This is a genomic window from Azospirillum oleiclasticum, assembly GCF_013423485.1.
GTDB lineage: Bacteria > Pseudomonadota > Alphaproteobacteria > Azospirillales > Azospirillaceae > Azospirillum > Azospirillum oleiclasticum.
Map to the genome: position 1 here is coordinate 591,634 of NZ_JABFFR010000001.1, position 26,192 is coordinate 617,825.

General features: G+C 68.8%; 26 protein-coding genes. 9 read left to right on the forward strand and 17 right to left on the reverse strand.

What is annotated here, in order from left to right; genetic code table 11:
- Positions 1 to 33: 33 nt before the first annotated feature.
- From HL658_RS02840 to HL658_RS02850, 3 genes are read right to left on the reverse strand one after another with little or no spacing between them, the layout of a single operon-like run.
- A complete protein-coding gene (locus HL658_RS02840) occupies positions 34 to 552 on the reverse strand; it encodes a flagellar basal-body protein (protein WP_180280359.1) in 519 nt (172 codons plus the stop codon).
- Positions 545 to 910, reverse strand: a complete 366-nt coding sequence (locus HL658_RS02845) for a rod-binding protein (RefSeq protein WP_180280360.1) — start codon at positions 908 to 910, stop codon at positions 545 to 547. Before HL658_RS02845 ends, HL658_RS02840 begins: the two co-directional genes overlap by 8 nt.
- Entirely contained in the window at positions 910 to 2,043 is a 1,134-nt protein-coding gene (locus tag HL658_RS02850; RefSeq protein ID WP_180280361.1) for a flagellar basal body P-ring protein FlgI, read from the reverse strand. Before HL658_RS02850 ends, HL658_RS02845 begins: the two co-directional genes overlap by 1 nt.
- Before the next feature lie 253 nt (positions 2,044 to 2,296).
- Between HL658_RS02850 and HL658_RS02855 the strand changes: the two genes are divergently transcribed.
- Both HL658_RS02855 and dksA read left to right on the forward strand, forming a co-directional pair.
- Positions 2,297 to 2,713, forward strand: coding sequence for a flagellar assembly protein FliX (locus HL658_RS02855; RefSeq protein ID WP_180280362.1), 417 nt, complete (start codon positions 2,297 to 2,299; stop codon positions 2,711 to 2,713).
- Positions 2,714 to 2,860: 147 nt separating this feature from the next.
- Complete coding sequence (gene dksA / locus HL658_RS02860) at positions 2,861 to 3,277, forward strand: RNA polymerase-binding protein DksA (protein ID WP_180280363.1); 417 nt, start codon at positions 2,861 to 2,863, stop codon at positions 3,275 to 3,277.
- A gap of 45 nt (positions 3,278 to 3,322) precedes the next feature.
- Here dksA and HL658_RS02865 read toward each other — a convergent pair whose 3' ends face one another.
- The 4 genes from HL658_RS02865 to HL658_RS02880 all read right to left on the reverse strand — a co-directional run bounded on the left by HL658_RS02865 (position 3,323) and on the right by HL658_RS02880 (position 7,882).
- Positions 3,323 to 4,024: a hypothetical protein gene (locus HL658_RS02865; RefSeq protein ID WP_180280364.1), complete on the reverse strand. Its 702-nt coding sequence runs from the start codon at positions 4,022 to 4,024 to the stop codon at positions 3,323 to 3,325.
- A 77-nt stretch (positions 4,025 to 4,101) separates the two neighbouring features.
- Positions 4,102 to 5,289, reverse strand: a complete 1,188-nt coding sequence (locus tag HL658_RS02870; protein WP_180280365.1) for a CobW family GTP-binding protein — start codon at positions 5,287 to 5,289, stop codon at positions 4,102 to 4,104.
- On the reverse strand, positions 5,286 to 5,774 hold the full coding sequence (locus HL658_RS02875; protein WP_180280366.1) for a Fur family transcriptional regulator: 489 nt from the start codon (positions 5,772 to 5,774) through the stop codon (positions 5,286 to 5,288). Before HL658_RS02875 ends, HL658_RS02870 begins: the two co-directional genes overlap by 4 nt.
- 113 nt (positions 5,775 to 5,887) lie before the next feature.
- Complete coding sequence (locus HL658_RS02880) at positions 5,888 to 7,882, reverse strand: PhoX family protein (RefSeq protein ID WP_246337247.1); 1,995 nt, start codon at positions 7,880 to 7,882, stop codon at positions 5,888 to 5,890.
- 270 nt (positions 7,883 to 8,152) lie between these two features.
- On the opposite strand from HL658_RS02880, the gene HL658_RS02885 reads away from it, so the two are divergent.
- A complete protein-coding gene (locus HL658_RS02885) occupies positions 8,153 to 8,332 on the forward strand; it encodes a hypothetical protein (RefSeq protein ID WP_180280367.1) in 180 nt (59 codons plus the stop codon).
- A gap of 5 nt (positions 8,333 to 8,337) precedes the next feature.
- Here the strand turns inward: HL658_RS02885 and HL658_RS02890 are convergent, their stop codons facing one another.
- From HL658_RS02890 to HL658_RS02910, 5 genes are all read right to left on the reverse strand, one after another.
- Positions 8,338 to 9,363 (reverse strand): diguanylate cyclase, encoded by a 1,026-nt coding sequence (locus HL658_RS02890; RefSeq protein ID WP_180280368.1) that lies wholly within the window; start codon positions 9,361 to 9,363, stop codon positions 8,338 to 8,340.
- A 93-nt stretch (positions 9,364 to 9,456) separates the two neighbouring features.
- Positions 9,457 to 9,954: a pentapeptide repeat-containing protein gene (locus HL658_RS02895; RefSeq protein ID WP_180280369.1), complete on the reverse strand. Its 498-nt coding sequence runs from the start codon at positions 9,952 to 9,954 to the stop codon at positions 9,457 to 9,459.
- Between the two features lie 49 nt (positions 9,955 to 10,003).
- Positions 10,004 to 10,495 (reverse strand): thioesterase family protein, encoded by a 492-nt coding sequence (locus tag HL658_RS02900; protein ID WP_180280370.1) that lies wholly within the window; start codon positions 10,493 to 10,495, stop codon positions 10,004 to 10,006.
- A 55-nt stretch (positions 10,496 to 10,550) separates the two neighbouring features.
- Positions 10,551 to 11,648 carry a CaiB/BaiF CoA transferase family protein gene (locus HL658_RS02905; RefSeq protein ID WP_180280371.1) on the reverse strand — a complete coding sequence of 366 codons (1,098 nt, stop codon included), beginning with the start codon at positions 11,646 to 11,648 and terminating at the stop codon, positions 10,551 to 10,553.
- A 98-nt stretch (positions 11,649 to 11,746) separates the two neighbouring features.
- Positions 11,747 to 12,856, reverse strand: coding sequence for a hypothetical protein (locus HL658_RS02910; RefSeq protein WP_180280372.1), 1,110 nt, complete (start codon positions 12,854 to 12,856; stop codon positions 11,747 to 11,749).
- Positions 12,857 to 13,053: 197 nt separating this feature from the next.
- Between HL658_RS02910 and HL658_RS02915 the strand changes: the two genes are divergently transcribed.
- Together HL658_RS02915 and HL658_RS36850 are read left to right on the forward strand one after the other, a co-directional pair.
- The gene (locus tag HL658_RS02915; RefSeq protein WP_180280373.1) at positions 13,054 to 13,572 is read left to right on the forward strand and encodes a hypothetical protein; all 519 of its coding nucleotides are present in this window, start codon (positions 13,054 to 13,056) and stop codon (positions 13,570 to 13,572) included.
- Positions 13,573 to 14,179: 607 nt separating this feature from the next.
- Positions 14,180 to 16,231 (forward strand): methyl-accepting chemotaxis protein, encoded by a 2,052-nt coding sequence (locus HL658_RS36850; RefSeq protein ID WP_246337248.1) that lies wholly within the window; start codon positions 14,180 to 14,182, stop codon positions 16,229 to 16,231.
- A gap of 4 nt (positions 16,232 to 16,235) precedes the next feature.
- Here HL658_RS36850 and HL658_RS02925 read toward each other — a convergent pair whose 3' ends face one another.
- The 4 genes from HL658_RS02925 to HL658_RS02940 all read right to left on the reverse strand — a co-directional run bounded on the left by HL658_RS02925 (position 16,236) and on the right by HL658_RS02940 (position 20,816).
- Positions 16,236 to 16,892, reverse strand: coding sequence for a LutC/YkgG family protein (locus HL658_RS02925; RefSeq protein WP_180280374.1), 657 nt, complete (start codon positions 16,890 to 16,892; stop codon positions 16,236 to 16,238).
- On the reverse strand, positions 16,885 to 18,321 hold the full coding sequence (locus HL658_RS02930; protein ID WP_180280375.1) for a LutB/LldF family L-lactate oxidation iron-sulfur protein: 1,437 nt from the start codon (positions 18,319 to 18,321) through the stop codon (positions 16,885 to 16,887). Before HL658_RS02930 ends, HL658_RS02925 begins: the two co-directional genes overlap by 8 nt.
- A complete protein-coding gene (locus HL658_RS02935; RefSeq protein ID WP_180280376.1) occupies positions 18,314 to 19,057 on the reverse strand; it encodes a (Fe-S)-binding protein in 744 nt (247 codons plus the stop codon). Before HL658_RS02935 ends, HL658_RS02930 begins: the two co-directional genes overlap by 8 nt.
- A gap of 79 nt (positions 19,058 to 19,136) precedes the next feature.
- Positions 19,137 to 20,816 (reverse strand): L-lactate permease, encoded by a 1,680-nt coding sequence (locus tag HL658_RS02940; protein WP_180280377.1) that lies wholly within the window; start codon positions 20,814 to 20,816, stop codon positions 19,137 to 19,139.
- 219 nt (positions 20,817 to 21,035) lie between these two features.
- Between HL658_RS02940 and HL658_RS02945 the strand changes: the two genes are divergently transcribed.
- Genes HL658_RS02945 through HL658_RS02960 form a run of 4 tightly spaced genes read left to right on the forward strand, consistent with a single transcriptional unit; the run spans position 21,036 to position 25,749 of the window.
- Entirely contained in the window at positions 21,036 to 21,812 is a 777-nt protein-coding gene (locus HL658_RS02945) for an FCD domain-containing protein (RefSeq protein ID WP_180280378.1), read from the forward strand.
- A gap of 52 nt (positions 21,813 to 21,864) precedes the next feature.
- The gene (locus HL658_RS02950; RefSeq protein WP_180280379.1) at positions 21,865 to 22,980 is read left to right on the forward strand and encodes a Kelch repeat-containing protein; all 1,116 of its coding nucleotides are present in this window, start codon (positions 21,865 to 21,867) and stop codon (positions 22,978 to 22,980) included.
- 59 nt (positions 22,981 to 23,039) lie between these two features.
- Positions 23,040 to 23,948: an aromatic amino acid exporter YddG gene (yddG, locus tag HL658_RS02955; RefSeq protein ID WP_180280380.1), complete on the forward strand. Its 909-nt coding sequence runs from the start codon at positions 23,040 to 23,042 to the stop codon at positions 23,946 to 23,948.
- Between the two features lie 52 nt (positions 23,949 to 24,000).
- Complete coding sequence (locus HL658_RS02960; protein WP_180280381.1) at positions 24,001 to 25,749, forward strand: ABC transporter ATP-binding protein/permease; 1,749 nt, start codon at positions 24,001 to 24,003, stop codon at positions 25,747 to 25,749.
- Positions 25,750 to 25,752: 3 nt separating this feature from the next.
- Here HL658_RS02960 and HL658_RS02965 read toward each other — a convergent pair whose 3' ends face one another.
- A complete protein-coding gene (locus tag HL658_RS02965) occupies positions 25,753 to 26,187 on the reverse strand; it encodes a cupin domain-containing protein (protein ID WP_180280382.1) in 435 nt (144 codons plus the stop codon).
- Positions 26,188 to 26,192: the final 5 nt, after the last annotated feature.

A 26,192-nucleotide genomic window follows, 5' to 3' on the forward strand; every position in this document is an offset into this window, starting at 1 on the left:
GAGTTTCCTTGGCAGAAGGCGGGCGGGAGCGGGCTACAGAGTGGTGTTCAGCGCGGCCGAGGCGATCGAGCCGTGCGCGGCCAGCCCCGACCCGTAGGTCGTGCGGCGGTAGCCGGCAGCGGCCGGGCCGTAGGCCGGCTTCAGACACTGCTGCGCCTGTCGGACCGCGGTGACGACCGTATCGACCAGCAGCTTCTGCCCTTCGGTCATCCGCTGGAGCGCCAGTGCGTTCTCGTGCACGGCGGCGTTGAGGGCGTCGTTGGCCGCCTTCAGCCGCGTCTTCAGCGGGGCCGGCAGGGCGGCCATGCCGTCGCGGTCGATGCGCAGCATGCGCGACACCTCCTCGCACACCAGCACCATCGGCTGCTTGGCCTTGACCAGTTCCGCCAGTTCCTGGTGCCGGCGGCCGTGGATGGCGGCGGTCTCGCGGGTCAGATGGGCGGACAGCCGCTCCATCAGGTCGGTCAGCGCCACCGCCCGTTCCTCCGCGTTCTTCGGCAGGTTGGCGGCGGGCTTGGGCTTCTGCGGGAAGCGGACATCGACCTTATCCATTGGCGGCCTCCTGTGCCCTCAACAGTTCCTGATAGACCGGGCCGGCAAGGCCGAAGCCGCCGCGCTGGGTCACCGACTTGCCGTATTCCTGCACCAGCAGGGACCGGAACATCTCCTCGCCATGGCCGCCGCCGAAGGTCTCATCGACTTCCAGCCCCTCGAACATGGTGCTGACCATCTGGCTGACGAAGGTCGCCTCGAACTCGTTCGCCGCCTTGTGCAGCTTGGCGCGGGTGGCGGGGTCCACCTTGCTCTCGTCCATGTCGCGGCGCAGGGCCGGACGGTCCAGCCCGGCGCGTTCGACCAGCGGGTGGACGCGCGGGGTGGGGAGGGTGGGAAGGGAGAGGGCGGCGTCCATCAGATCACCTCGATTTCGGCTTGCAGGGCACCGGCGGCCTTGATCGATTGCAGGATGCTGATCATGTCGCGCGGGCCCACTCCCAGCGCATTCAAACTTTGTACCAACTCCTGCAGGGTGACGCCGGAGGGCATCACGGTCATGCGGCGGTCGGACTGTTCGTCCACCTGGATGTCGGTGCGCGGCACCACGGCGGTCTGTCCCTGGCTGAAGGGGCCGGGCTGGCTGACCTGCGGGGTCTCGGTGATGCGGATGGTCAGGTTGCCCTGGGCGATGGCGACGGTGGAGATCCGGACATTCTCGCCCATCACGATCACGCCGGACTTCTCGTCGATGACGACGCGCGCCACCTGGTCCGGCGTGATGCGGAGCTGCTCGATCTCGGTGACGAGGCCCACCACGTCGCCGCGTCGCGGCTCCGGCACGGTCAGCAGCACCGATGCGGGGTCGGTGGCCTGGGCGGCGTTGCGGCGGAGCTGGGTGTTGATGGCGGTCGCCACCCGCTGGGCGGTGGTGAAATCGGGGTTGCGCAGCGACAACCGGATGACCGGCAGTTCGGCCAGCGAGAACTCGATCTCACGTTCCACAATGGCGCCGGACGCGATGCGGCCGGCGGTGGGCACGCCGCGGGTGACGCTGGCCCCCTGTCCCTGGGCGGAGAAGCCGGACACCGCGATCGGCCCCTGCGCCACCGCATAGACCTCGCCGTCCGCGCCCATCAGCGGCGTGACGAGAAGCGTGCCGCCCAGCAGGCTCTTGGCGTCGCCCATGGCGCTGACGTTGACGTCGATGCGGGTGCCCTGGGCGGCGTAGGCCGGCAGGTTGGACGTCACCATCACGGCGGCGACGTTCTTGGTGCGCAGGTTGGCCCCGCGGGTGTTGACGCCCATCCGCTCCAGCATGCCGATCAGGCTCTGCTGGGTGAAGGGCGAGTTGTTGAGGCTGTCGCCGGTGCCGTTGAGACCGACCACCAGCCCGTATCCGACCAGCATGTTGTCGCGCACCCCCTCCACATCGACCACATCCTTGATACGGGCGGAGTTGGCGAACACCGTTCCCGGCAATACGGCGGCGGCGAGGCCGGCCAGCAGGGCCAGGGCGAGCAACAGGCGGGTGACGGGGGCGGCGTTCATGCGGCGATACTCCAGGCGACGGTCCTTTGACCGGGGCTGCGCCAACCATGCAGAGGCCGTGCCAACCGTTGGAACGCCGATCAATGCCCGTTCCGGGAGAACAGCCGGCAATCCCTTCCAGACGGCGAGCCCGAATGTCCAGTTTTCGCCACAGGAGGGCGGCAAATTTTGCCCGATTGCGGCATGCCTTGACCGGATGTTAAGCTTGTTCCATCTGTTATGAGCCAGTTCCTCCAACACCGGTTGCGCGAACATGAAAGTCGAAGGACCCGGAAAACTTCGCGGCAATGCGTCGGTTCGTCGAACCGGCAAGGCCGAAGGCGGTTCGGGCGCCAGCTTCGCGAAGCAGCTTTCCGCCGATGCCCCGGCGGCGGCCGGTGTCAACGCGGCCTCGCCGCTGAACGCGTTGTCCGGTGTTCTGGCGATGCAGGAGGTGGACGACGCCACCGCGCGCGCCTCCCGTGGAAAGATGCGCGCGCAGGAGATGCTCGACAAGCTGGAGGAGATCCGCCACGGCCTGCTGGCCGGGGTGCTGCCGGGTGCCAAGCTGGTGGAACTGGCCCGCGTCGTCCAGTCGCGCCGGGTGCAGGTGGACGATCCCCGGCTTGCCGAAATCCTCGACGAGATCGACCTGCGCGCCCAGGTGGAACTGGCAAAACTCACCTCCTGACGCAAGCGCCCGCGGCGGCGTGTGTTCCCTCCCATTCTCCAAGGGCTTGTCCGGCTTTGCGGGATCATCCGCAGGGTTGCGGGCGGCCCTGCGCCTACCTATACTCCGCGCCGCCCGGCTACCCCCACCGCGTTTGGATGACCGCGCATGACAGTGAAGCTGCCGCCCGACTATCAGCCGTCCGACGACGAGCCCTTCATGAACGACCTGATGAAGGAGTATTTCCGGCAGAAGCTGCTGAAGTGGAGAGCCGAACTCCTCGCCGAGTCGGAGGAAACCCTTCAGAGCCTCCAGGAAGGTGGCATCCAGGAAGCCGACATCGCCGACCGTGCGTCGGCCGAGACCGACCGTGCGCTGGAGCTGCGCACCCGCGACCGCGAGCGCAAGCTGATCGCCAAGATCGACGCGGCCGTGGAACGCATCCGCGACGGCAGCTACGGCTACTGTGAGGAGACGGGGGAGCCGATCGCTGTGCGCCGGCTCGACGCCCGCCCCATCGCCACGCTCAGTCTCGAGGCGCAGGAACGCCATGAGCGCATGGAGCGCACCCAGCGCGACGACTGAACCCTCTCCCGTGCCTCGGGAAAGGGTCCAGTCGTCGCGGAGTGCTCAGGGCGCGCAGAACGCCTCCGGCGTGACGATGGCGGCCACCGTGACGGTGCTGCCGGCGGGGATCACGTATTCCTGCGCGCCGCGCGGATCGGCTGCGTCCGGCGCCCAGTTGTAGGTGTAGCCCAGCCGCGTCCAGGGGAAGCCTGTGGACTTCATGTCGGACCCCACGGCGTAGGACGACACCATAGTGCCGGCGAACCACTGCGTGTAGGCGGGCGTGCCGATCAGGCTGTTGCCGCAGCTGGTCGCGGTGGGGTCGGGGTCGGCGCAGGGGCGGAAGATACCCTGGCCGGTGGGGCCGACCGGCTGCCGCTGATCGATGCTCAGGCGCACGAACATGCGCTTGCGGTCGTTGTCGTTCGCCGGTTGCAGGCCGAGGAACTGGTTCAGGCGCGGAATCAGCTCCGCTTTGGGGAAGTTGCGGCAGGCGTCCGCCAGCTCCGGCTCGATGGTCACCCAGGTGTCGCGACTCAGCGTGACGGCCTGACCGACGCGCCCGTCCGCCCACTGCGTGTAGGTGGTGTAGGTCGCGGCCTTCACCGGGTAGGTGAGAGGCTTCAGCGGCCTGACCGCCGACGGTGTGAAGACCGCCGCCTGATGGATGGACTGGTCATAGGCGGAGCGCTCGTTGACCGGCGCCGTCGCGCACGCCGTAAGAACGAGGGTGAAGGCGGAAAGAATTAAGGTGGAAGCGCGCATCGCGGGTTCCCTCCGGCGGAGTTTCCCGTGATGCTAGATTCGATCGGGGGGTCTTGCCAAGTCGTACGTGTGCCGGATCAGGCGGTGGCGCTTCCCTCGCCCTGCACGAACTGGCGGAACATCGGCTCGATCACCGGCTGCCCGACGTCGCGGGTGATGAAGACCAGCTTGGAGCGGTGGTCGTCGTCCGGCCACGCCTCCAGCCGCACCGGCGGGTGGAACATGTGCTGCACGCCGTGCACCACCACCGGCATCTCGCTTTCCACCACGTTCAGGATGCCCTTGATGCGCAGGATGTCGGCCCCGCGCAGCGTGATCAGCGCCTCCATGAAATCGACGAAGCCGTTCCAGCGGATGGGCTCGTCCACCACCATGCAGAAGGCGCGGATGTGGTCGTCGTGGCGGTTCGCGTCGTGGTGATGGTGCTCGTGCCCGCAATCCGGGCCGCAATGCTCACCGTATTCGTGATCATGGTCATGATCGTGATCGTGATCGTGACCGTGCTCATGGCCATGCTCGTGCCCATGGTCATGATCATGGTGGTGATGGTCGTGCCCGTGCCCGTGCTGCTGCTCGTCGCGGTAGGCCTCCTCCTTCAGCCAGCGGGCGACGTCAGGGCTTTTGGTGGCGGGGTTGTAGAGGCCGGCGTTGAACAGCGCGTCCGGATCGACCTGCCCATGCGCCGCCGGGATCACCGGGGCGGCGGGGTTGATGGCCTCCAGCCGCTTCATCAGCGCCAGCGTCGCCGTCGGCACCGCCACGTCGGTCTTGGTCAGCACGATGCGGTCGGCCACCGCGGCCTGCTTCACGCTTTCCGGATGCTGGTCGAGCTGCGACATGCCGTGCGCGGCGTCCACCGTACTGACCACCCCGTCCAGCCGGAAGCGGGCGGCCAGCAGCGGGTCGGCGATCATGGTGTGGATGATCGGCGCCGGGTCGGCCAGTCCGGTGGTCTCCACGATCACCCGGTCGAATTCCGGCACCTCGCCGCGCACCCGCTTCAGGAACAGGTCGCGCAGTGTGTTCACCAGATCGCCGCGCATGGTGCAGCAGACACAGCCGCTGTCCATCACCACCATGTTCTCGGATGCCTTGGCGACCAGCAGATGGTCCAGCCCGACCTCGCCGAACTCGTTGATCACCACCGCGGTGCGCGCCATGCCGGGATGGCGCAGCAGCGCCTGGAGCAGGGTGGTCTTGCCGCTGCCCAGGAAACCGGTGAGGACGGAGACGGGCAGGCGGATGGCGGGGGCGTGTTCGCTCAACGGTCGGTCTCCGGTTGGCAATGGGGGCAGATCCCGCGCACCTCCACCGTGGGGCGGATCACGCGGAACCCGTGCTCCGCGGCCGACGCGGCGATGGCCGCGCGGATGCGGGGATCGTCGATCTCGATGGCGTCGCCGCAGCGCTCGCACACCATGAACTGCCCGGAATGGGCGGCCCCCGGCTCGGGACAGCCGATGTAGGCGTTCAGGGACTCGATGCGGTGCACCAGCCCCTGCTCGACCAGGAACTCCAGCGCGCGGTAGACGGTCAGCGGGGCGGTGGCCTTGCCCTCCGCCCGGCTCAGATCCTCGAGGATCGCGTAGGCGCCGCGCGGCTTGTGGCCGGTCCACACCAGCTCCAGCACCCGGCGGCGCAGGATCGTCAGTTTCGCCCCGCGCTTGGCGCACAGCGCCTCCGCGCGCGTCAGCGCGTCGTGGATGCAGTGGTCGTGGTCGTGCGTGGCGGCGTCGGACGGCGGAACCATGCCTGTGCATATACGACCGCCGGGAGCGGATGGGAAGCGGGGAGGGGGGCCGAAAAAGACGGGGCGGCCCCAATGGAGCCGCCCCGGTCTTCCCAGCGCCAGAAAAAGTCCGTTTACGACCCGATCACGCCGCCGCCCTTCTTGGTGATGGCGACGACCGACGGGCGCGGCGGCATGCCGGGCTTGAAGTCGGGCCAGCGGGTGGCCGGCTCCTCGAAGGTGGAGAGCTTGCCGAACGGCTTGTACAGATCCGTGCCGTCGGTGGCGGGGTGCTGCACGGCGACGAACAGGGTCTGATCGTCGGGCGCGAAGCAGGGGCCGCACATCTCGGCACCCACCGGCACGCGGTAGAACATCATCGACTTGCCGCGCAGCGGGCCCGCGGTCTCCATCGCGTAGACGCCGTCCGCCTTGCCGGACGCCTTGGCCCAACCCTCGCCCTGGTCGGTGGTGATCCACAGCCGGCCCTGGTTGTCCACCGCGCAATTGTCGGGGCAGGAGAACCAGCCGTTCTTGGAGGTGTCGGCGTGGAACATGGCGCCGACCTCGGCGAGCTGCGGGTTTCCGCCCTTCACCAGGATGTTCCAGGTGAACTTCGTCGCGGTGTGGTCGCCGTCCGGCGGCAGCATCTCCACCACCTGGCCCCACAGGTTCTCGGCGCGCGGGTTGGCGGCGTCGAGCTGGTCGGCCTTGCGGCGGGAGTTGTTGGTCAGCATCACGTAGACCGCGTTGGTCTTCGGATTGACCTCGATGTCTTCCGGGCGGTCCATCTTGGTGGCGCCCACCGCGTCGCCGGCCAGACGCGCCTTGATCAGCAGCTCCGCCTGATCGCGGAAGCCGTTCTCGGCGGTCAGCTTGCCCTGGCCGTGCACCAGCGGCAGCCACTCCAGCGAGCCGTCGGTGTTGAACTTGCCGACGTAGAGCGTGCCCTCGTCGAGCAGGGTCATGTTGTGGGCGCGGTCGCCCGCCACGTATTTCTTGGCGGAGACGAACTTGTAGACATAGTCGAAGCGCTCGTCGTCACCGGAATAGGCGACGACCGAGTTGTCCTTGGTGATGGCGACCGAGCAGGCCTCGTGCTTGAAGCGGCCCAGCGCGGTGCGCTTGCGCGGGGTCGAGGTCGGATCGTAGGGGTCGATTTCGACGATCCAGCCGAAGCGGTTGGCCTCGTTCGGCTCCTTGGTCACGTCGAAGCGGTCGTGATAGGCGCCCCAGTTGTACCAGCGGCCGGGCACGCCGTAGCGGTCGCCCTTGGCCTTCTCGTCCGGATGCCAGAAATAGCCGTTGAAGTTCTCCTCGGCCGACAGCCAGGTGCCCCAGGGCGTCATGCCGCCGGCGCAGTTGTTCAGCATGCCGCGCACCTTGGTGCCGGTCGGGTCGTAGGAGGTCTTCATCAGCGCGTGCCCGGCCGCCGGGCCGGTGATGATACACTCCGTCTCGCCGGTGATCCGGCGGTTCATGCTGGACTTCGGGTCGTAGGTCCACTTGCCGGCGACCTTGCGGATCTCGATCACGCTGCCGCCGTGGGCGGCGATCTCGATGTCCGCCAGATCCTTGGTCATGGCGGCGAACTTGGCCTTCTGCTGCTCCCCGTTCAGGCCGGGGAACATGACCTCCTCGTCCGTGTACTCGTGGTTCACGCAGAGCAGGCCGTGGTCCGGGGTGTTGGAGCCGAGCGGCAGCGGCGCGAAGCCGACGAAGTCGTTGTTGTAGCCGAACTGTTTCCCCTGCGCCGCGGCCGACTGCTTCATCGGGTCGAAGGCGGGGGCGTCGGCCAGCACCGGGTCGCCCCAGCGGATGAGGATGTCCGCGTCGTAGCCCGCGGCCACATGGTGGGTCTCATCGACTCCGAACTCCACCTCGGTGAAGGCGAAGCTGGGCTTGCCCTCGGCGGCCGCGGCGGCGGCCGGCTTCAGACCGGCGAGCGCCGCCGGGCCGAGCGTGGCGGTGATCGCGGACACCGCCAGCGCACCGCGCAGCATGTCGCGGCGGCCGAAGCGGGCGGCGATGATGTCGCCCATCGTCGGGTTGGCGCTGGTGTTGCGGCCGATATCCTCGTCGGCCTCGAACTGCGCCGAGCGCAGCATCCGCGGGTCGCGGGTGTCCATGGCTGTTGCCTCCGCCTCTTCGGGAATCGCCGGGGTCGCGATCTTGGGGGTCTTTGATTCCGCCGGGTCCGGAGCGGACCCTGCGGGCGGCACGATAGCCGGGCCGTATGACGCTTTCTTTGCGCCCGCGTGACGGCGCGGTGAATTCCCCGGCCGCGACGCCGGTCCTGCCCGCTACGACCGAAGCCCATCCCTCTATTTCGTACACCCACAAGTGGGGAGCGAGCGGCTATGGTCACGTCAAGGAACGATCGGCTGAGGAGAACCGCCATGCTCCGGCTCGGCACACCGGTGAAGATCAACGGGCGCGAGGCGCTGGTCGTCGCGCGCACGCTGGCCGGCGACCCCCGCTACGATGTGCGGTTCGCGGACGGGACCGTGGAGAAGTATGTGAAGGAGCAGGATCTGGAGCCGGTGACCGGACGGGCGGGCGGCGATCCGGTGCGCTGACGCGCTCAGCCTTCGGCGCACACCTGGTTGCGGCCGGTGTTCTTGGCGCGGTAGAGGGCCGAGTCGGCGCGGCGGACCAGCTCGGGCAACGGCTCGCCCGGCCGGTACTCGGCGGCGCCGATGGACAGGGTGACGGTGCCGTAATTCACGCTGCGGCTGCGGTTGACGATCTGGCGGGAGCCGACGGTGGTGCGGACCTGCTCCGCCACCTTGACGGCGTTCCGGAGCGACGTCTGCGGCAGCACGATCGCGAACTCCTCCCCGCCATAGCGGGCCGCGGTGTCGCGGCCCTTGATGCACTCCGTCAAGGCACGGGCGACCAGCCGCAGCACATGGTCGCCCACCAGATGGCCGTGGGTGTCGTTGAACAGCTTGAAGCGGTCGATGTCGATGAGCAGCAGGCACAGCGGCAGCCCCTCCTGCTGCGCGGTCTGCATCGCCTCGACCATGGTGTGGTCGAACGCCTTGCGGTTGGCGATGCCGGTGAGGCCGTCGGTCATCGCCTCGCGCCGCGCGGTGTCCAGGCTCACCCGCATCTCGGCGAGCTGCTGGCTGGAATCGAGAAGCTGCGTCTGCAGCCGCGATTGCCGGTCGATGATGGCCGAGGTTTCCGCGGCGATGGCCGCCACGACGGCGCGCAGATCCTCCATGCCCAGCGGCTGGTCCAACTCGCCCTGGAGCCCGGCGAGCGCCGTGCCGTAGCGGTTCGTCTCGGTGCCGACGGAATCCAGCATCTCCATGATCTTCGCCAGCGAGGCCCGCGCCCGTTCCGAAGTCTCGCGGATCGCCTGGGATTCGGCGTCCAGGGTGAAGAAGCGCTTGTACAGCTCGTCGCACAGGAGCTGGGTCAACCGCCCCCCGTCGCGCTGGGCCATCTCGATCGCGCGGGAAAGGTCCGGGAAATGGCCGCTGTAATGGGCGTACCAGAGCGTGAAGTTCTCGGGATTTGGCGGAAGCTGCTCCGCGTGGAGCCGCTGTATGGCCTTGTCGGCCAACGCACCCGCGCGCTCGATGTCCTCGTCGTACGCCACGGCGTGCGGCCCCCCCTTATGGTTCCTTGAAATACGGTAGCGCGTCGATACCGAATCCCGCAAGGGGGACTATGACCTTTGTAAAGATACTTCTCAGTTGCACTGGCCGATGGAATTTTCGCCGCAGACGCGTTTGCCGTCCACCCAGGTGGCCCCGGTCATGTCGGAATGGCGCAGATCGGTGCCCGCCAGCCGCGCGCCCGTGAAGTCGGCGTTCACCAGCGTCGCGTTCACCAGCTTGGCGTTGCGCAGGTCGGCTTCCCGAAAGGAGGCGCCGGTCAGATCGGCGCGGGTCATGTCCGCTTCGATCAGCCTGGCACCGTCCAGCACGGTGCCCTTCATGGTAGCGCTCACGAATCTGGCGCGATAGGCGTCCGCGCCCGCGAGCTTGGCGCCATTGAGCGTCGCACGCCCGAAGGCGGCGTCGCGCAGCATGGCATCGCTCAGGTCGGCACCGGACAAGTCCTGCCCATCGAAGAAGCAGCGGCGCCAGTTGACCTTGGGCTGCGCCGCGTCGGAGCAATCGGCCCAGGCCGGCAGGGGTGCGAGCGTGGAGGCGGATAGGATGAATGCGATGAAAAATACTCTCATGGTGCCCCGTTAAATAGGAGGACATTCGGCGAGCGCCAGCCCATGCCCGTCAATCCGGCGGACGGCGCACGGACCTGACTGCCCGTCCGGCCTGAAGCGGCGGCGGATGGGTGCCGTGGCGTACCGCCGTTTCGGCCAGGCGTGCCGCCACGTCGGGCGGGAAGGGGGTGGCCCGGCGCTGATCCATGTCCACATGCACCAGCATGAACTCGGCGGTGGCGGCGAGGAAGCCGCCGCCGTCGTGGCGCATCTCGTGGAACAGGTGCAGCCGTTTGCCATCGGCGCCGAGAATGCGGGAGACGAAGCGCAGCCCATCGCCCGCCGTGACCTCGCGGACATAGGACAGATGCGCCTCGACCACGAACAGCGACCGGTGGGCCGCCTCCACATAGGATTTGCCGATGCCGAAATGGTCGAACACCGCGTCGGTGGCGTGATCGAACGCCAGCAGATGGTAGGCCACATTCATGTGGCCGTTGTAGTCGATCCACTCCGGCCGGACGGTCTCGCGGTGGAGCTGCAGGAAGGGGCTGGCATCCATCCCCGGACGATACGCGAAGCCTGAGCTTGTGAAAACTTTCTTCGACCCTGGCCGGTCAGGCACCCCACACTGCCAGCGCCTCGTCGCGGCCGATCTCGGCCGGTGACCCGCCGGCGGCGGCCGGAGTGCGCGACAGGCGGGGGGCCGCCTGCGGCTGCAGGATGCCGCCACGCTCCACAAAGCCGCCGCGGTCATGGGCCTGGGGGTGGGCGGGGGCTTCCTCCATGGTCAGCACCGGAGCGACGCAGGCGTCGCTGCCGGCGAAATGCTCCGCCCACGCGTCGCGCGTCCGGCTGCGGAAGATGGCGGCAAGCCGCCCGCGCATGCCGGGCCAGGTGCCGCGGTCGTACTGCGCCTGGAAATCCGGATCGTCGGCCAGTCCGAGCCGGTCGAGCAGGGCGGCGAAGAAGGGCGGCTCCAGCGGGCAGACCGACAGGTGGCCTCCATCGGCGGTCTGGTAGCAGGCGTAGAAGGGCGCACCGCCGTCCAGCAGGTTGTCGTCCCGCCGCTCCGACCAGCCGCCGACCGCGCGCAGCCCGTGGAACATGGTCATCAGCAGGGACGTGCCGTCCACCATGGCCGCGTCCACCACCTGCCCGCGGCCGGACGTGCGCGCCTCCAGCAACGCCGCCAGCATGCCGAAAGCCAGCATCATCGCGCCGCCGCCGAAATCGGCGACGAGGTTCAGCGGCGGCGGCGGCGGACGATCGGCCGGACCCATGGCGGCGATGGCCCCGGTCAGGCCGGCGTAGTTGAGGTCATGCCCGGCCGTGCGGGCCAGCGGCCCGTCCTGCCCCCAGCCGGTCATGCGGCCGTAGACGAGGCGCGGGTTGCGGGCCAGCAGCGCGTCGGGGCCGAAGCCCAGCTTCTCCATGACCCCCGGCCGGAACCCCTCGATTAGCGCGTCGGCGCGGTCGATGAGGCGGAGGAGCGCGTCGCGGTCGGCGTCGGTCCGCAGGTCGAGCGTCACCACGGCGCGCCCGCGGTTCAGCGGGTCGATGCGGGGGCCGATGGGCAAGGGCCAGCTCTGCCCCGGCCGTTCGACGCGCAGCACATCGGCGCCATGGTCCGCCAGCATCATGGCGCAGAAGGGCCCCGGCCCGATCCCCGCCATCTCCACCACCCGCAATCCCGTCAGCGCCCCCTGTCCCATGCGCGTTCCTCCCCGGTTTGGTTGGCCGGGAGTCTACGGGCGGGCGCAGGAAAACGCGACACACGATGCGGCACCGCTGCGACGCGGTCTCGGCGTGCCTACTTCTTCTTGTCCGACTTGCTGGCGAAGGGATCGCGGGTGCCGTAGTAGGAGCGCGCGTCCCAGCCCAGCTCGGCCTCCGCGGCCAGGATGGTCCAGGTGAACAGGAGTTGGGTCGCCAGAACGACGAAGGCCGGTTCGCGCTTGCCGCTCGTGCTGACCTGGAAATGGTCGTAGACGCCCTTGAGCACAGCCATGTAGGCGGTCAGCTTCTCCGGGTAATTGTTGTCCCAGGTCAGCCGGTGGTACTTCTCCAGGGCGCTGTCGATGCTGCGCAGGATCAGGCCGCGGGTCTTCAAGGCGACGTAGCTGTCGCGTTTCCAGTCGGCGGCGGTGTAGAGCTCGCTCGGGTCGCGGGTGGCGTGGACGCCTCCGAGCAGGTTGAACTTGCGATCGACGACGCCGTTCAGATAGGCCATCATCTGATTGGCACGGCGGATGCCTTCCATCACCGCATCGCCGATCTGGATACAGTCCTTCGGTGTCGCGTAGAGGGTCATGTTCGGCGCACCGCCGACGACCGAGGCGAAGGCCTCGCCGCCGCCGGCGCGCAGCGCGCGGATCGCCACACCGGCGCAGTTGTTGCTCTTGCTGACGAACTCGTAGTTGAAGTCCTTGCTGGTGCGGAAGTTCAGCGCCCACGTGACGATGCGGTTGAGGTCGATGCCCCAGCGGTACCGGTCGGACAGCGACATGGCCGGCATCGGCAGGATGCCATCGGCCATCTGTCCATAGATTTCGACAGGGTCGTCCTGTGACAGATCGTGCTGGATGAGGTACTGGCCGCGGCGGCGTTGCAGGGTCTTGGCGCGCAGTCCCTCCTGCGCGCGGTCGGACATCTCGAACTTCATGTCCCAGAAATAATGCGCGGAGAACTGCGCCGGGCGCGCCATGGAGCTCTTTTCCCGGCCGCCGCCGGGGAAGAAGCTGACGTAGCGCACCCGCGTCGGGTCCCAGTTCCCATTCAGCGTGGTGAAGTTGAAGCGGCGCAGGAGCAGGGCCGCGTGCCCCGGATGCTTCATCGCCCGGATGCCGTCGCGATTCTCCCAGATCACCAGCGTGGCTTCCGGTGTGTATCTCTGCGGGATGTCGATGATGTCGATGGGCATGATCGTCCTGTCTGGCGGTGTCGCGGCGGACGGGCGGCGCCCTTTGGTTTAAGTACGGGCAATGTGGGTAAGTCAAACGATTACGGGCGTATTCGGTCAATTGGCGTTCCTTCGCGGCAAGCTCGCGAATGAGAATGATTTGCAAAAAGTGACGGATCCCACTAGGGTTGGTGCGACCCCACGAGGAGGAGCCCGTCATGAACGCGCAATCGCCGTCCGGCATCTATGCGGCTGAACGCCCACTGGACGAACTGCGCACGCCTGAACTCCTGGTCGTGGCGGTGCTCCGCCTCTGGGCGGCGCCCCTGCGTGAGCCTGACCGGCTGCACCCCCACTGGCACAACGGCCTTCTCGCGGCCGATGTGGGGGAGGACGGCCTGATGGCCTTCGACCGGCTGATGAGGGTGGTGCTCGGGACGGCGCGGCAGCCGCTGGATGTGCGTTGCCCGCGCTGCCCCCGGCTGGGCGAGGACGAGGCCCGGCTCCTCGGCACCGTCAGCCTTCTCCAGCAGGGGCGTCACGCGGAGGCGGGCGTGATCCTGGATGGTTGGTTGCCGCCGACGGCGGTGCGTCTGGCCCTGCCGCCGGCTGTCGGGCTGGCGATGGCGCTCGCGGAGGCCGGGCTGACGCTCACCGGTCACCCGCCGGCGACGCTGTCGCCGGCGCCGGGTGTGGTGGTGCCGCAGGCCGACCGCGGCATGCGGCTGACTCATTAATCGGCCGTCATGGAACCGACACGCGCGGCGTTGCCGGATGACCGGAGTGGTGCCGGGTGCACGGGGTCGGCCGCCGTTGCCCGGCGTTTCGATGCGCTCGGCCCTGGCGACCGGCTGCTGGTCTGGAGTTTCCGGTATGCCCGTGCCTGCTGCGGCGCGGGGCGCGATCCGCTGCCCATGCTGCTGGACGTGCACCGCAGGAACGGCTCGGAGTCGACCGCGATCGATGTGCTGCGGCTCGTTGCCGGGCATGGGGCGGGGCAGGGAGTGGGGGGCTGCGAGATCCGGTGCACGGCCTGTCCCTACCTGTCCTGCGACGAATGCGATCTGCTCCGTACGTTCCGGGAAAGGGCGGGTGGCGGCTGCGACGCCCGCGCACGATCATCCGGTGCGCAGTCTGGTCCGGGCTGATCGCAAGATTGTCCGCAAGGCAATTTAACAACGACAACCTTGAAATGAAGTTTCCCTATGTAATACCGTGCCGTTGGATTGCCGCCATGCGTCCAACGCGGTGGGTTTGTGTTTGAACGGATCCGTGGATTTGGTCAGGATCGCGCGGTTTGGCAATCGCCGTTGTCGACTCCGTCTGTTCCTGCCTGGTGATACCATGGATTTCCTGAACATCGTGTCCATCCGAGCGAAGGTCCTGATCGTCGCCGCCATGGTCTTTCTGGCCGCCTTCGGCACCTGGACGTTCGCGAACCAGAACCTCGACGCGCAGTCGCGGCGTGTGGACGAGCTGGCGGCAAGCACCGAGACGATGATCGGCCGCGACCTTCCGCTGCTGATCGCGGTGGATGACATCCGGTATTCGACCGCCCAGGTGCAGCAGTGGCTCACCGACATCTCCGCCACACGCGGCCTCGACGGGCTGGACGACGGCCCGGAGAAGGCGGCCGAATTCGCCAAGCGGTTCGAGGAGCGGATCAAGGAGGCGACCGGCATCGCGCGGGAGCTCGGGCTTGCCGACGCGGTCGCCGCACTCGATGCGGTCCAGCGGGAGTTCGTTCCCTTCTACGAGATCGGCCGCGGCATGGCGCAGGCGTATATCGACGGTGGGCCTGAGCGGGGCAATCTGCTCATGGGGCGTTTCGACGGCGCCGCCGAATCGCTCACCGAGAGCCTCGAGCAACTGACCGAGGTGGTCGCCGGCGAGATGCGCGGGCGCACCGACGGCCTCACGGCTGCGGTGACGTCGATCCGGATGGCGAACGCGGAGGTCGGCTGGTCGGTGGTCGCCTCGTCGATCATCATGGTCGTGATCGCATCGGCCTGCGTCGTCTATTTCCAGACCCAGGTGGTCGGACCCATGCGCGAACTGCGCGGGATCATGGGCGAGCTGGCGGGGGGCGACCTGTCGGTGCGGGTGAAGTTCACCGCCCGCCGTGACGAGATGGGCGACATGGCACGCTCGGTCGTCGTCTTCCAGCAGGCGGGGCAGGAGAACCAGCATCTGCGCGACGCGCAGGAGCGCGCGCGGCTGGAGGCGGAGGAGGCGCGCCGCGCCGCCCTGCTCCACATGGCCGACCGGGTGGAGGTGGAGACCCGCACCGCCGTCGACCGCATCGCCGAGCGCACCGACCGCATGAGCGCCAACGCCCGCAACATGGCCGACTCCGCCATCAAGGTCAGCGATGATTCGCAGAATGTGGCCGCCGCGGCGGAGCAGGCCCTGAGCAACGCCCAGACGGTGGCGTCGGCCGCGGAGGAGCTGGCCGCCAGCATCCGCGAGATCGGGCAGCAGGTCGGCACCGCCGGGGCCATCACCGAGCGGGCGGTGCAGAAGGCCGGCGACGCCCGGGCCACCATCCAGGAGCTCGCCGGAGCCGTCAGCCGCATCGGCGAGGTGGTGGAACTCATCAAGTCGATCGCCAGCCAGACCAACCTGCTCGCTCTCAACGCGACCATCGAGGCGGCGCGGGCGGGAGAGGCGGGCAAGGGCTTCGCCGTGGTGGCCGGGGAGGTCAAGAACCTCGCCAACCAGACGGCGCGCTCGACGGAGGAGATCACGCGGCTGATCGGTCAGGTGCAGGGCGTGACCAGTGCGGTCGTCGGCACCGTCTCCGATGTGGCCGAGACGATCCACGAGGTGGACAGCATTTCGGCCTCCATCGCGTCGGCGGTGGAGCAGCAGCAGGCGGCGACCGCCGAGATCGCGCGCAACGTGATGCAGACCACCAGCGCCGCCCAGGAGGTGTCGTCGCGCATCTCCAAGGTGTCGAACGAGGCCACCCTGACCCGGTCCGGCGCGTCGGAGGTGGAAACCGTGGCGGTCGACGTGGCGCAGGGTGTCGAGGCGCTGCGGGAGACACTGGTGCGCGTCGTGCGCACCGCCACCACGGAGGTGGACCGCCGTCAGAAACCCCGTTTCCACGTGGACCTGCCGGGAACCGTGACGGCAGGAGGAGCGGCCACCACGGCCGTCGTCCGCAATCTGTCGGCTGGCGGCGCCCTGCTGGAGACGGCCGCGGCGCTGGCGCCCGGTGCGCGCTGCGTCATCGAGGTCCGCGGTTTCGCGCGTCCGATCCCCTGCGTGATCAAATCCTCGGCCGGCGGCAGTCTGCACGTCAAGTTCGAGCCGGACGCCGCCACGGCCGCCGACTACGACGATTTCTTCGCCCGGACGACCAGGGGCATGACGGCGCTGGAAGCCGCCTGACTGGTCAGACGCGCACCACCACCACGATCAGACGTTTCGGCCCGTGCACGCCATAGGCCAGCGTCTGCTCGATGTCGGCGGTCTTCGATGGGCCGGAGACCAGCAGGGCGTTGGTCGGCATGCCCTGTGACCAGCGGTTCTCCGTCATCGCCTGCCAGAAGGTGTCGTACAGCCGGTCGGCGCGCAGCAGGGCCACATGCACCGGTGGCACCAGCGACATTAGTCGCGGCTCCTCCGGCGTCGGCCACAGGATCAGGCTGCCGGTGTGGGCGATGCCGCCGAGTGTGGTGGTGATGCCGGCGTCGATGCCGGTGAACAGCCGCTCCTTGAAGCCTTCCACCGGCTGGTCGTAAGCGATCCGCTCCGGCGCGCCGGGCGTCCAGGCGGCGGCCAGCGCCGCGGCGATCGGCGTGCCGTGCAGCAGGGTCTTCACCCCTTCGGCGCGCAGGAAGTCCCGGACGACCGCGGGCCAGTCCGCCTCCGTCGCGTCCAGGAACTCGGTGTGGACGGCCTCCATCATGGTGCGGAGGCGGTCCAGCCGTTCCTCCGGCGACCAGCGCATGCCGGCGAGCACGCCGAAATCGGATGGCGGCACCGTGACCGGGTGGGCGTCGCGGCTGGCGCGCAGACGGGTGAGGATCGAAGTGCGTGCGTCAGACATCGGCGATCCCCTTCTCGCGGGCCATCTCGTGCAGCGTGCGTCCGGCGAAGCGCGGCTTCGTGCGCACGTTCGTCCAGTCCTTGAGGAGCGGCAGGGAGGATGGAGCCATGTTGCCCAGCCGTGCCGCCAGCCCGCTGGCGATGCGGTAGGCGAGCGGCGACGCGTTGGCCGCGGCCCATCCCTTCCACACCAGCGCCTCGGTGCGGCTGGCGCGGGCACCGGCGTCCTTCACGGCGCTGGACGGGTGCACGGCCTCGGCCCGCAGGCGGCCCATGATGCCGACGATGGGGATTTTCACCGGGCAGATCTCGACGCAGGCGTTGCACATGGTGCAGGCGTGCGGCATCTCCCCCCGACGGTCGAGCCCCTCGATCTGCGGCACCAGGATCTTGCCGATCGGGCCGGGATAGGGCGCCTCGTAGGCGTGGCCGCCGACCTTGGTGTAGACCGGACAGTGGTTCATGCAGGCGCCGCAGCGGATGCATCGCAGCGTGTCGCGCAGCTCGGCGTCGGCGTAGACGTTGGAGCGGCCGTTGTCGAGGATCACCAGATGAACCTCGCGCGGGCCGTCCCGCTCCCCGTCTTTGCGGGGCGACGTGATCATGTTGACGTAGGTGGTGATCGGCTGGCCGGTGGCGGAGCGCGTCAGCAGGCTGATCACCGGCGGCACGTCCTCCAGCCTCTCCACCACCTTCTCCAGCCCCATCACCGCGATGTGGACCGGCGGCACGGTGGTGCACATGCGCCCGTTGCCTTCGTTCTCCACCAGGCAGAGCGTGCCGGTTTCCGCCACCGCGGCGTTGACGCCGGAAACGCCGACCTCCGCGGCGGCGAACTTGGCGCGCAGCACCCGGCGGGCGAGGTCGGTCAGGCGGGCCACGTCCTCGGTGTACTCGGCGTCCTTGATCTTCTGCCGGAACAGATGCGCGATCTGCTTCGTGTTCATGTGGATCGCCGGCATGATGATGTGCGACGGCGTCGCCTCATCAAGCTGGACGATGTATTCGCCGAGGTCGCTTTCCAGGATCTCGATGCCGTGCTCTTCCAGGAAGGCGTTGAGGTGCATCTCCTCCGACACCATCGACTTGCCCTTGACCACCAGCCGGGTGTCCACCCGCTGCATGATGGACAGGACGATGGCGTTGGCCTCGGCCGTGGTGGAGGCCCAGTGCACGCGGATGCCGTTGCGCGTGCAGTTCTCTTCCAGCTTTTCCAGAAGCTCCGGCAGCTTCGACAGGGCGCGCAGTCGCACCGACGCGCCCAGCGCCCGCATCGCGTGCCATTCGCGGCTATCCGCGAACTGCACGGCGCGCTTGCTCATCAACCCGTCCATGGCGCGGCGGAAGTTGCCGCGGAGCTGCTGGTCGGCCAGCGCCGTGCGCGACGCCTTGGCGAAATCAATGGTCGTATGAGCCGCCGCGTCAACCATGGGTCCGCTCCTTCAGGAACTGGGCGATGTGCTGGCCGCGCACCGGGCGCTTGCCGGCCTCCAGGGCGCCGGTGATGTTCAGCAGGCAGCCGCAGTCGCCGGAGACGACGGCCTTCGCCCCGGTGTTCTCGATGTCGGCGATCTTGTCGCCGACCATGGCGGCGGAAATCTCGGGATGGCGCACGGCGAAGGTGCCGCCGAAACCGCAGCACTCCTTCTCGCGCGCGAGTTCCACCAGCTCCACGTTGCGGAGCTGGCGCAGCAGCGCCTTGGGCTCGTCCACCACCCCCATCTCGCGCTGCGCGTGGCAGGAGGCGTGCCAGGTGATCCGCAACGGCTCGCCCTTGTCCTCCAGCCGGATGTCGAGGACGTTGACGAGGAACTGGGTCAGCTCCCACACGCGGCCCGCCACCGCCTCGGCCCGCGCCTGATCGGGCGTGCCGTGGAACAGCTCGGGCCAGTGCTTCTTCATCATACCGGCGCAGGAACCGGACGGCACCACCACCGGCCAGTCCTCGGTGAACAGGGCGAGCTGGGCGCGCGCGACCTTGCGCGCCTCGTCGCGATAGCCGGAGTTGTACGCCGGCTGGCCGCAGCAGCTCTGCCCCTGCGGGAAGACGACGCGCACGCCCTGGCCCTGGAGCAGCTCGATGCCGGCCATGCCGGCCTCGGGGTAGAAGAGGTCGATCAGGCAGGTGCCGAAGTAATAGACGGTGCTCGGGCGTTCTTGGCTCATGACGCGCGCGTTTCCTCCCCGCTGCGATCCGGGCGGGCTGCCCCGCCCGAACCGTCTGTCACACCAACGATATAGGCATTCAGTTGCCGACCACCATGGCGGTGAAGGGCCACACATAGGCTTGCAGCATCACCAGACCGCCGATCAGGCAGGCCAGCGCGATGGAGTGCCAGAAGACGTAGCGCAGGATCGTGCCCTCATGGCCGTGCCACTTGGTGGCGACGGCAGCCACCACGATGCTCTGCGCGTCGATCATCTTGCCCATCACACCGCCCGAGCTGTTGGCCGCGGCCATCAGCGTCGGGTTCAGGCCGAGCTGCTCCGCCGACACCCGCTGCAGGCTGCCGAACAGCACGTTCGACGCGGTGTCCGACCCGGTCAGCGCCACGCCCAGCCAGCCCAGCAGGGTGCCGAAGAACGGGTAGAGGAAACCGGTGTTGGCGAAGGCGAGACCGAGCGTGGTGTCCAGCCCCGAGTAGCGGGTGGTGAAGCCCAGCGCCAGCATGGCGGCGATGGTCAGCAGCGAGTAACGGATGACGTACAGCGTGCGGCCATAGGTCTTCAGCATGCCCAGCGGCGTGTAGCCCATCAGGAAGCCGGAGATGATGGCGGCGATGAAGATGCCGGTGCCGGTCGCCGACAGCAGGTTCAGCGTGTAGACGGCGGCTTCGGCGTGCGGCTTCGGCACCACCGGCGGCACGCGCTGGATCATCTGGTGCAGGCCGTCGATGGGGTACTTGAAGATCCAGATCCCGTCGAGGAAGGTCTTCACCTGCGGGATGCCCCAGATGAAGACGAGCACGCTGAGGATCACCCACGGCATCCAGGCGCGCCGCACCTCGGCGGCGGTGTAGCCGTGCGCCCCCTTGGCCTCCGGCGGGCTGACCGCGGCGCCGACGCTGCCGCCGGACACCGCCATGGTGCCGTCGACCGACGTCCAGATGGTGGCGGGGCTCCAGGTCTTGAGGAACAGGGTCAGCGCACCGAGCGACACGATGGCGGCGATCACGTCCACCAGCCAGGGGCCGTGGAAGTTCGACACCAGGAACTGCGGGACCGCGAAGGTGACGCCGGCCACCAGGATCGCCGGCCAGATCTGCAGCGCGCCGCGGAAGCCGACGAAGGCCACGATCAGCCAGAACGGCACGACGATGGAGAAGAGCGGAAGCTGGCGCCCGATCATCGCCGACAGGTCGAGCAGCGGCAGCCCGGTCACCGCGGCCAGCGCGATCACCGGCGTGCCCAGCGCGCCGTAGGCGACGGGTGCCGTGTTGGCGATCAGCGACAGGCCGGACGCCGCCAGCGGCGAGAAGCCCAGCCCGATCAGCATGGCGCCGGTCACCGCCACCGGCGTGCCGAAGCCCGCCGCACCCTCGAAGAAGGCGCCGAAGCAGAAGGCGATGAGCAGCAGCTGGAGGCGCCGGTCGTTGGTGATGCCGGTGATGCTTTCCTGCAGGATCTTGAACTGACCCTTCTGCTCGGTCAGGTGATACAGGAAGATGATGTTGAGGACGATCCAGCCGATCGGCAGGAGGCCGTAGGCGGCGCCGTACAGCGCCGTCTTGCTGGCCATCGCCAGCGGCATGCCGAAGGCGGCGACCGCGGCGGTGAGCGCCACGGCAAGGCCCAGCAGGGCCGCCAGATGCGCCTTCATGTGGAAGATGCCGAGCCCGCCCAGCATCACCAGCACCGGCAGTGCGGCGATGAAGGTCGACAGCCACATGTTGTTGAACGGGTCGTAAATCTGCGACCAGACCATGCAATCTCCTCCGTCCGCCCGGTCGCCGACACACCCCCGCCAGCCCCCCTTGCGGGAGGTTGGGCATCCCGCGTCGGCGCGGGCGATGTTCATTGGATGGCGGTTGGATAAATTATTTTACCAAGACTGGCAACGGGAAAAATATTTCACACGGACAGTCTGTGGACGAACCCGTGCTCCACGGTTATGGTTGCGCTGTGGGGATGGATCTGACGGGCCATGACAGGAACGATACGACCGGCCAAGCTCTCCGACGCGATCGCGGAGCATCTGGAAGCGCTGATCCTCGACGGCGTGCTGCGCCCGGGCGAGAAGCTGCTGCCCGAGCGCGACTTGGCGCTGAAGCTCGACGTCTCCCGCCCGTCGCTGCGCGATGCGCTGGCCAAGCTGGAGGAGCGGGGGCTTCTGGTGACCGGGCGTGGTGGCACCCACGTCGCCCGCTTCCTGTCCGGCATCACCGACCCTCTGGCCGCCATCCTGCACGCCCGGCCCGAAACCACCTTCGACTATTTCGAGTTCCGGACGGCGCTGGAGGGGCTGGCCGCCGGCCTCGCCGCCGAACGGGCCAACGACCTCGACCGGGACGCGATCCGCGCCATCGCCGCCCGCATGCGGGCCGCCCACGCCAAGGGCGACCCGACGGAGGAGGCCGACTGCGACGCCGACCTGCACCTCGCCCTGTACGAGGCGGCGCACAACGTGGTGATCCTGCACGTGATGCGGGCGATGTCCGACATGCTGCGGCAGGACGTGTTCTTCAACCGGACGGAGCTGTTCGTGCGGCCGGGCGTGCGCGACCTGCTGCTCGACCAGCACCTCGCCATCGCCGATGCCGTCCTGGCTGGTGACGCCGCGGCGGCGCGCACCCATTCGGAAGCCCACATCACCTTCACCGCCGGCACCCTGCGCGATATCCGCGCGGAGGAGGCGCGGCGCGAGGTGTCGCTGCGCCGGATCGGGCGGGCGGAGCTGGTGGACGAGGGGACGTCGAAATAGGCGTGGCGGACCCCATGTTCCTGCGACAACGAACATCGCAGGGAGCGACGCCATGCCGACCAGCCCCACGACGTTGACACGCCGCGCCGCGATCGGCATTGCGCTCGCCACGCCGCTGGCCGCGCGGACGGCACTGGCGCAGTCGCACCAGCACCATGGTGCTCCGTTCCAGACGCTCCAGGGGAACAGGGTGGACGCGCTGACCGAGCAGCAGCTTGGGCAGCGGGTGGTGGAGAGCCCCGCCCCGAAAGGTCCGCCGGGCCGCTGGGAGGAACGGGCACGCCTTCCGCTTCCCCGCAGCGAGATGGCCTGGGCGACAGCGTGGCAGGACCGCATGCATGTGGTCGGCGGCTATGGCGATGGGCGGGTGAACCGCGCCTATCACCATCTCTACGATCCCAAGGACGACCGCTGGCACGAGGCGGCGCCCCTGCCGCGCGGGGCCAACCATGTGGCAGTGGTGGCGGAGGCCGGGCGGCTCTACGCGTTGGGCGGGTTCACCGAGCAGAACCGCACGCCCGACGCCAACGCCTATGTCTACGAGATCGGGGAGGACCGCTGGCGTGCCATCGCCCCGCTGCCGCGGGAACGGGGCGCGGCGTCGGCGGTGGCGCTCGGCGGGCGCATCCATCTGATCGGCGGCGCCTCCGGCCCGACCGACGAGCGGGCGAGCGTCGGATGGCACGAAGCCTACGACATCGCCGGTGACCGGTGGGAGCGTCGCAAGCCCCTTCCGGCCGCCCGCGATCACGCCGGCGCCGTTGCCTGGGACGGGCGCATCCATGTGATCGGTGGACGCTTCAACACCTTCGAGTACAACACGGGCCTGCACCATGTGTATCTGCCCGGCCGCGACACATGGGAGCTGCGCGCGCCGCTGCCGACACCGCGCTCCGGTCACGGGCTGGTGGTGCTGAAGGGGCGCTTCTACGCCATGGGCGGGGAGCAGCGCGATTATGTGGACGGCCGTGCCGCCGACCGTGTCTTCGGCGTGATGGAAAGCTACGACCCCGGTGCCGACACCTGGCAGAGCCACGCCCCCATGTCCACCCCGCGGCACGGGCTGGGCGCGGCGCTGCTGGGCGACTGGATCCACGTGGCGGGCGGCGGTCCGATCGTCGGCGGCAGCACGCAATCGGCGATCCATGAGGCGTTCACGCTGGGTTGAACCGGGCGCGCAGGTTCGCCGATGGACGAAACCCGGCGCCTGCGCTAAGCAGCGGCATCATGACCGACCATGCCCTGACCCGCCCGCCCGCCGAGATCCGCCGCGCCACCGCCGTGGGCGGTATCGCCATCGTCCTGTGGTCCACGCTGGCGCTGTTCGCGACGCTGGCGGCGGCGATTCCGCCGTTCCAGCTCGTCGCCATGTCCTTCGGCATCGCCTTCGTCGTCGGCACCGCGGCCGGGGCGGCGCTGGGCCGCGATGTGGTCGGGGCGCTGCGGCAGCCGCCGGCGGTGTGGCTGCTGGGGGTGGGCGGGCTGTTCGGCTACCACTTCTTCTATTTCCTGGCCTTCCAGCTCGCCCCTGGCGCGGCGGTCGAGGTCAATCTGCTGAACTACCTGTGGCCGCTGCTGATCGTGCTGTTCTCGGCGCTGCTGCCGGGGGAGCGGCTGCGGCGCGGCCATGTGCTGGGGGCGCTGGCCGGGCTCGCCGGCACGGCGCTGATCGTTCTGGGCCGCGGAACCGGTGGCGTCAGCGTGGAGGCGGCGAACCTGCCGGGCTACCTGTCGGCGGCCACCTGCGCCGTCACCTGGGCCGCCTATTCCGTGCTGTCGCGGCGCTTCGGCGACGTGCCGACCGAGGCGGTGGGCGGTTTCTGCCTTGCCACCTCCATCCTCTCGGGCCTCTGCCATCTGCTGTTCGAGACGACGGCGGTGCCGACGGGGACGGAGTGGCTGATCGTCATTCTGATGGGAATCGGCCCGGTGGGGGCCGCCTTCTTCGTGTGGGACCATGGGGTCAAGCGCGGCGACATCCGGGCGCTGGGCGCGCTGTCCTACGCCACGCCGCTGCTGTCCACCTTCCTGCTGATCCTGTTCGGTGACCGCGCCGGGGGGTGGAGCGTGTGGGTGGCCTGCGCGCTGATCATTGGTGGTGCCGTGCTGGCCAGCCGGGACGTGTTGCGGCGCTGAACGCGGAGGTTCATAACTCCTTCGTCGTAAGCCGGAATCCGGAGCGCGCCGCATGAGCCGCATCGCCACCACCAGAGCGTTCTTCCGGGATCTGTGGACGCTGACCCGTCCCTACTGGTCGTCGGAGGAGCGCTGGGCCGCCCGCGGCCTGCTTGCCGTGATCATCCTGCTGAATCTCGGGCAGGTCTATCTGAACGTCCTGTTCAACGCCTGGAACAACGACTTCTACAACGCCTTGCAGGAAAAGAACGAGGCGGAGTATTCCAGTCAGCTTCTCTACTTCACGGTTCTGGCGACGATCTTCATCGCGGTCGCGGTGTACAACCTCTATCTCAACCAGATGCTCCAGATCCGCTGGCGGCGTTGGCTGACCGACCGCTATCTGAAGGACTGGCTGGCCGGGCAGACCTACTATCGGCTCCAATTCGCCGGGCAGACGACCGACAACCCCGACCAGCGCATCGCCGACGACCTGCGCCTTTTCGTGGCCTACACGCTGACGCTGACGCTGGGCTTCCTGTCCAACACGGTCAACCTCGTCTCCTTCCTCGGCATCCTGTGGGCGCTGTCGGGGCCGCTGGCGGTGCCGCTGTTCGGGCACGAGGTCGAGATCCCCGGCTACATGGTCTGGGTCGCCGTCATCTACGCGCTGGCCGGCAGCGTGCTGACGCACCTGATCGGAAGGCCGCTGGCGCGGCTGAACTTCGACCAGCAGCGCTACGAGGCGGATTTCCGCTTCTCCCTGATCCGCCTGCGCGAGAACGCGGAGGGCGTGGCGCTGCATGGCGGCGAGGCGCAGGAACAGCGCGGCTTCGCGGAGCGCTTCGGCCATGTGGTCGCCAACTGGTGGTCGATCATGCGCACGCAGAAGCGGCTGACCTGGTTCACCAGCGGCTATGGGCAGGTGGCGATCATCTTCCCCTTCGTCGTCGGTGCGCCGCGCTATTTCGCGGGGCAAATCCAGCTTGGCGGGCTGATGCAGATCTCGTCGACCTTCGGGCAGGTGCAGGAAAGCCTGTCGTGGTTCATCTCCGCCTATGTCAGCCTGACCGAGTGGAAGGCGACGGTGGACCGGCTGATCGGCTTCCACCGGGCCGTCGCCGCGGTGCAGGCGGCCAGCCGCTTCGACGCTGGCGTGGCGCGGGTGCGCGGCGAGCGGCCGGAGCTGGAACTGAAGGGACTGACGCTGACGCTGCCGCTCGACCGCCGGCCGCTGGTGCACGCCGATCTGACGGTCGCGCCCGGCGAGCGGGTGCTGGTGACGGGCGCGTCGGGGTCGGGCAAGAGCACGCTGTTCCGCGCCATCGCCGGCATCTGGCCCTTCGGCGCCGGCACGGTGCGGCTGCCGGCGTCCGGTGCGGCGATGTTCCTGCCGCAGAAGCCCTACATGCCCATCGGCAGCCTGGCCGCCGCCGTCACCTACCCCGACTCCGCCGACGCCGTTCCGGCCGAGACGGTGCGCGCGGCACTGGACGCGGTTGGGATGGGCGCCATGGCCGACCGGCTCGACGAGCAGGACCATTGGGGGCAGCGCCTGTCCGGCGGCGAGCAGCAGCGCATCGCCTTCGCCCGCGTGCTGCTGCACCGCCCCGCCTGGCTGTTCATGGACGAGGCCACCTCGGCCTGCGACCCGGAGACGGAGGCGCGCCTCTACGGCCTGCTGCGCGAGCGGCTGCCCGGCACGACCGTCGTCAGCATCGGCCACCGCACCAGCCTGACCGCCTTCCACGACCGCCTGCTGACCGTCCGCCGCGACGCGGGCGGGGTGGGGGAGCTGGTGCCGGCGGCGACCGCGGCGTAAGCGTCAGGTCCCCGGCTCCCACCCTTCGGGCGCCAGGGTGAAGCCGGCGAACTCGAAGGCCGGAGCCACCGTGCAGCCGACCAGCGTCCAGTCCCCCAGCGAGCGGGCGGACTGCCAGGCGTTGGCGGGAACCGTGGCCTGGGGGCGCTGGCCGGCGGCGAAGTCGGTGCCGAGGACGTGACGCTCGATCGTCGCCGCGTCCTCCGAGATCGCCAGCTCCAGCGGAGCGCCGGCGTGCCAGTGCCAGCTCTCCACCGCGTCCACGCTGTGCCAGTGCGACCGTTCGCCGGCCCGGAGCAGGAAGAAGATCGCCGTCTTCGCCCCGCGGCCGCCGGAGGCCGGCATGTCCCGGAAGGTTTCCACATAGTGGCCGCCTTCCGGGTGGGGCTTCATGCCAAGCGTCGCGATGATGCCTTCGGGCGTCAGCGGTTCCGTCATGCCGT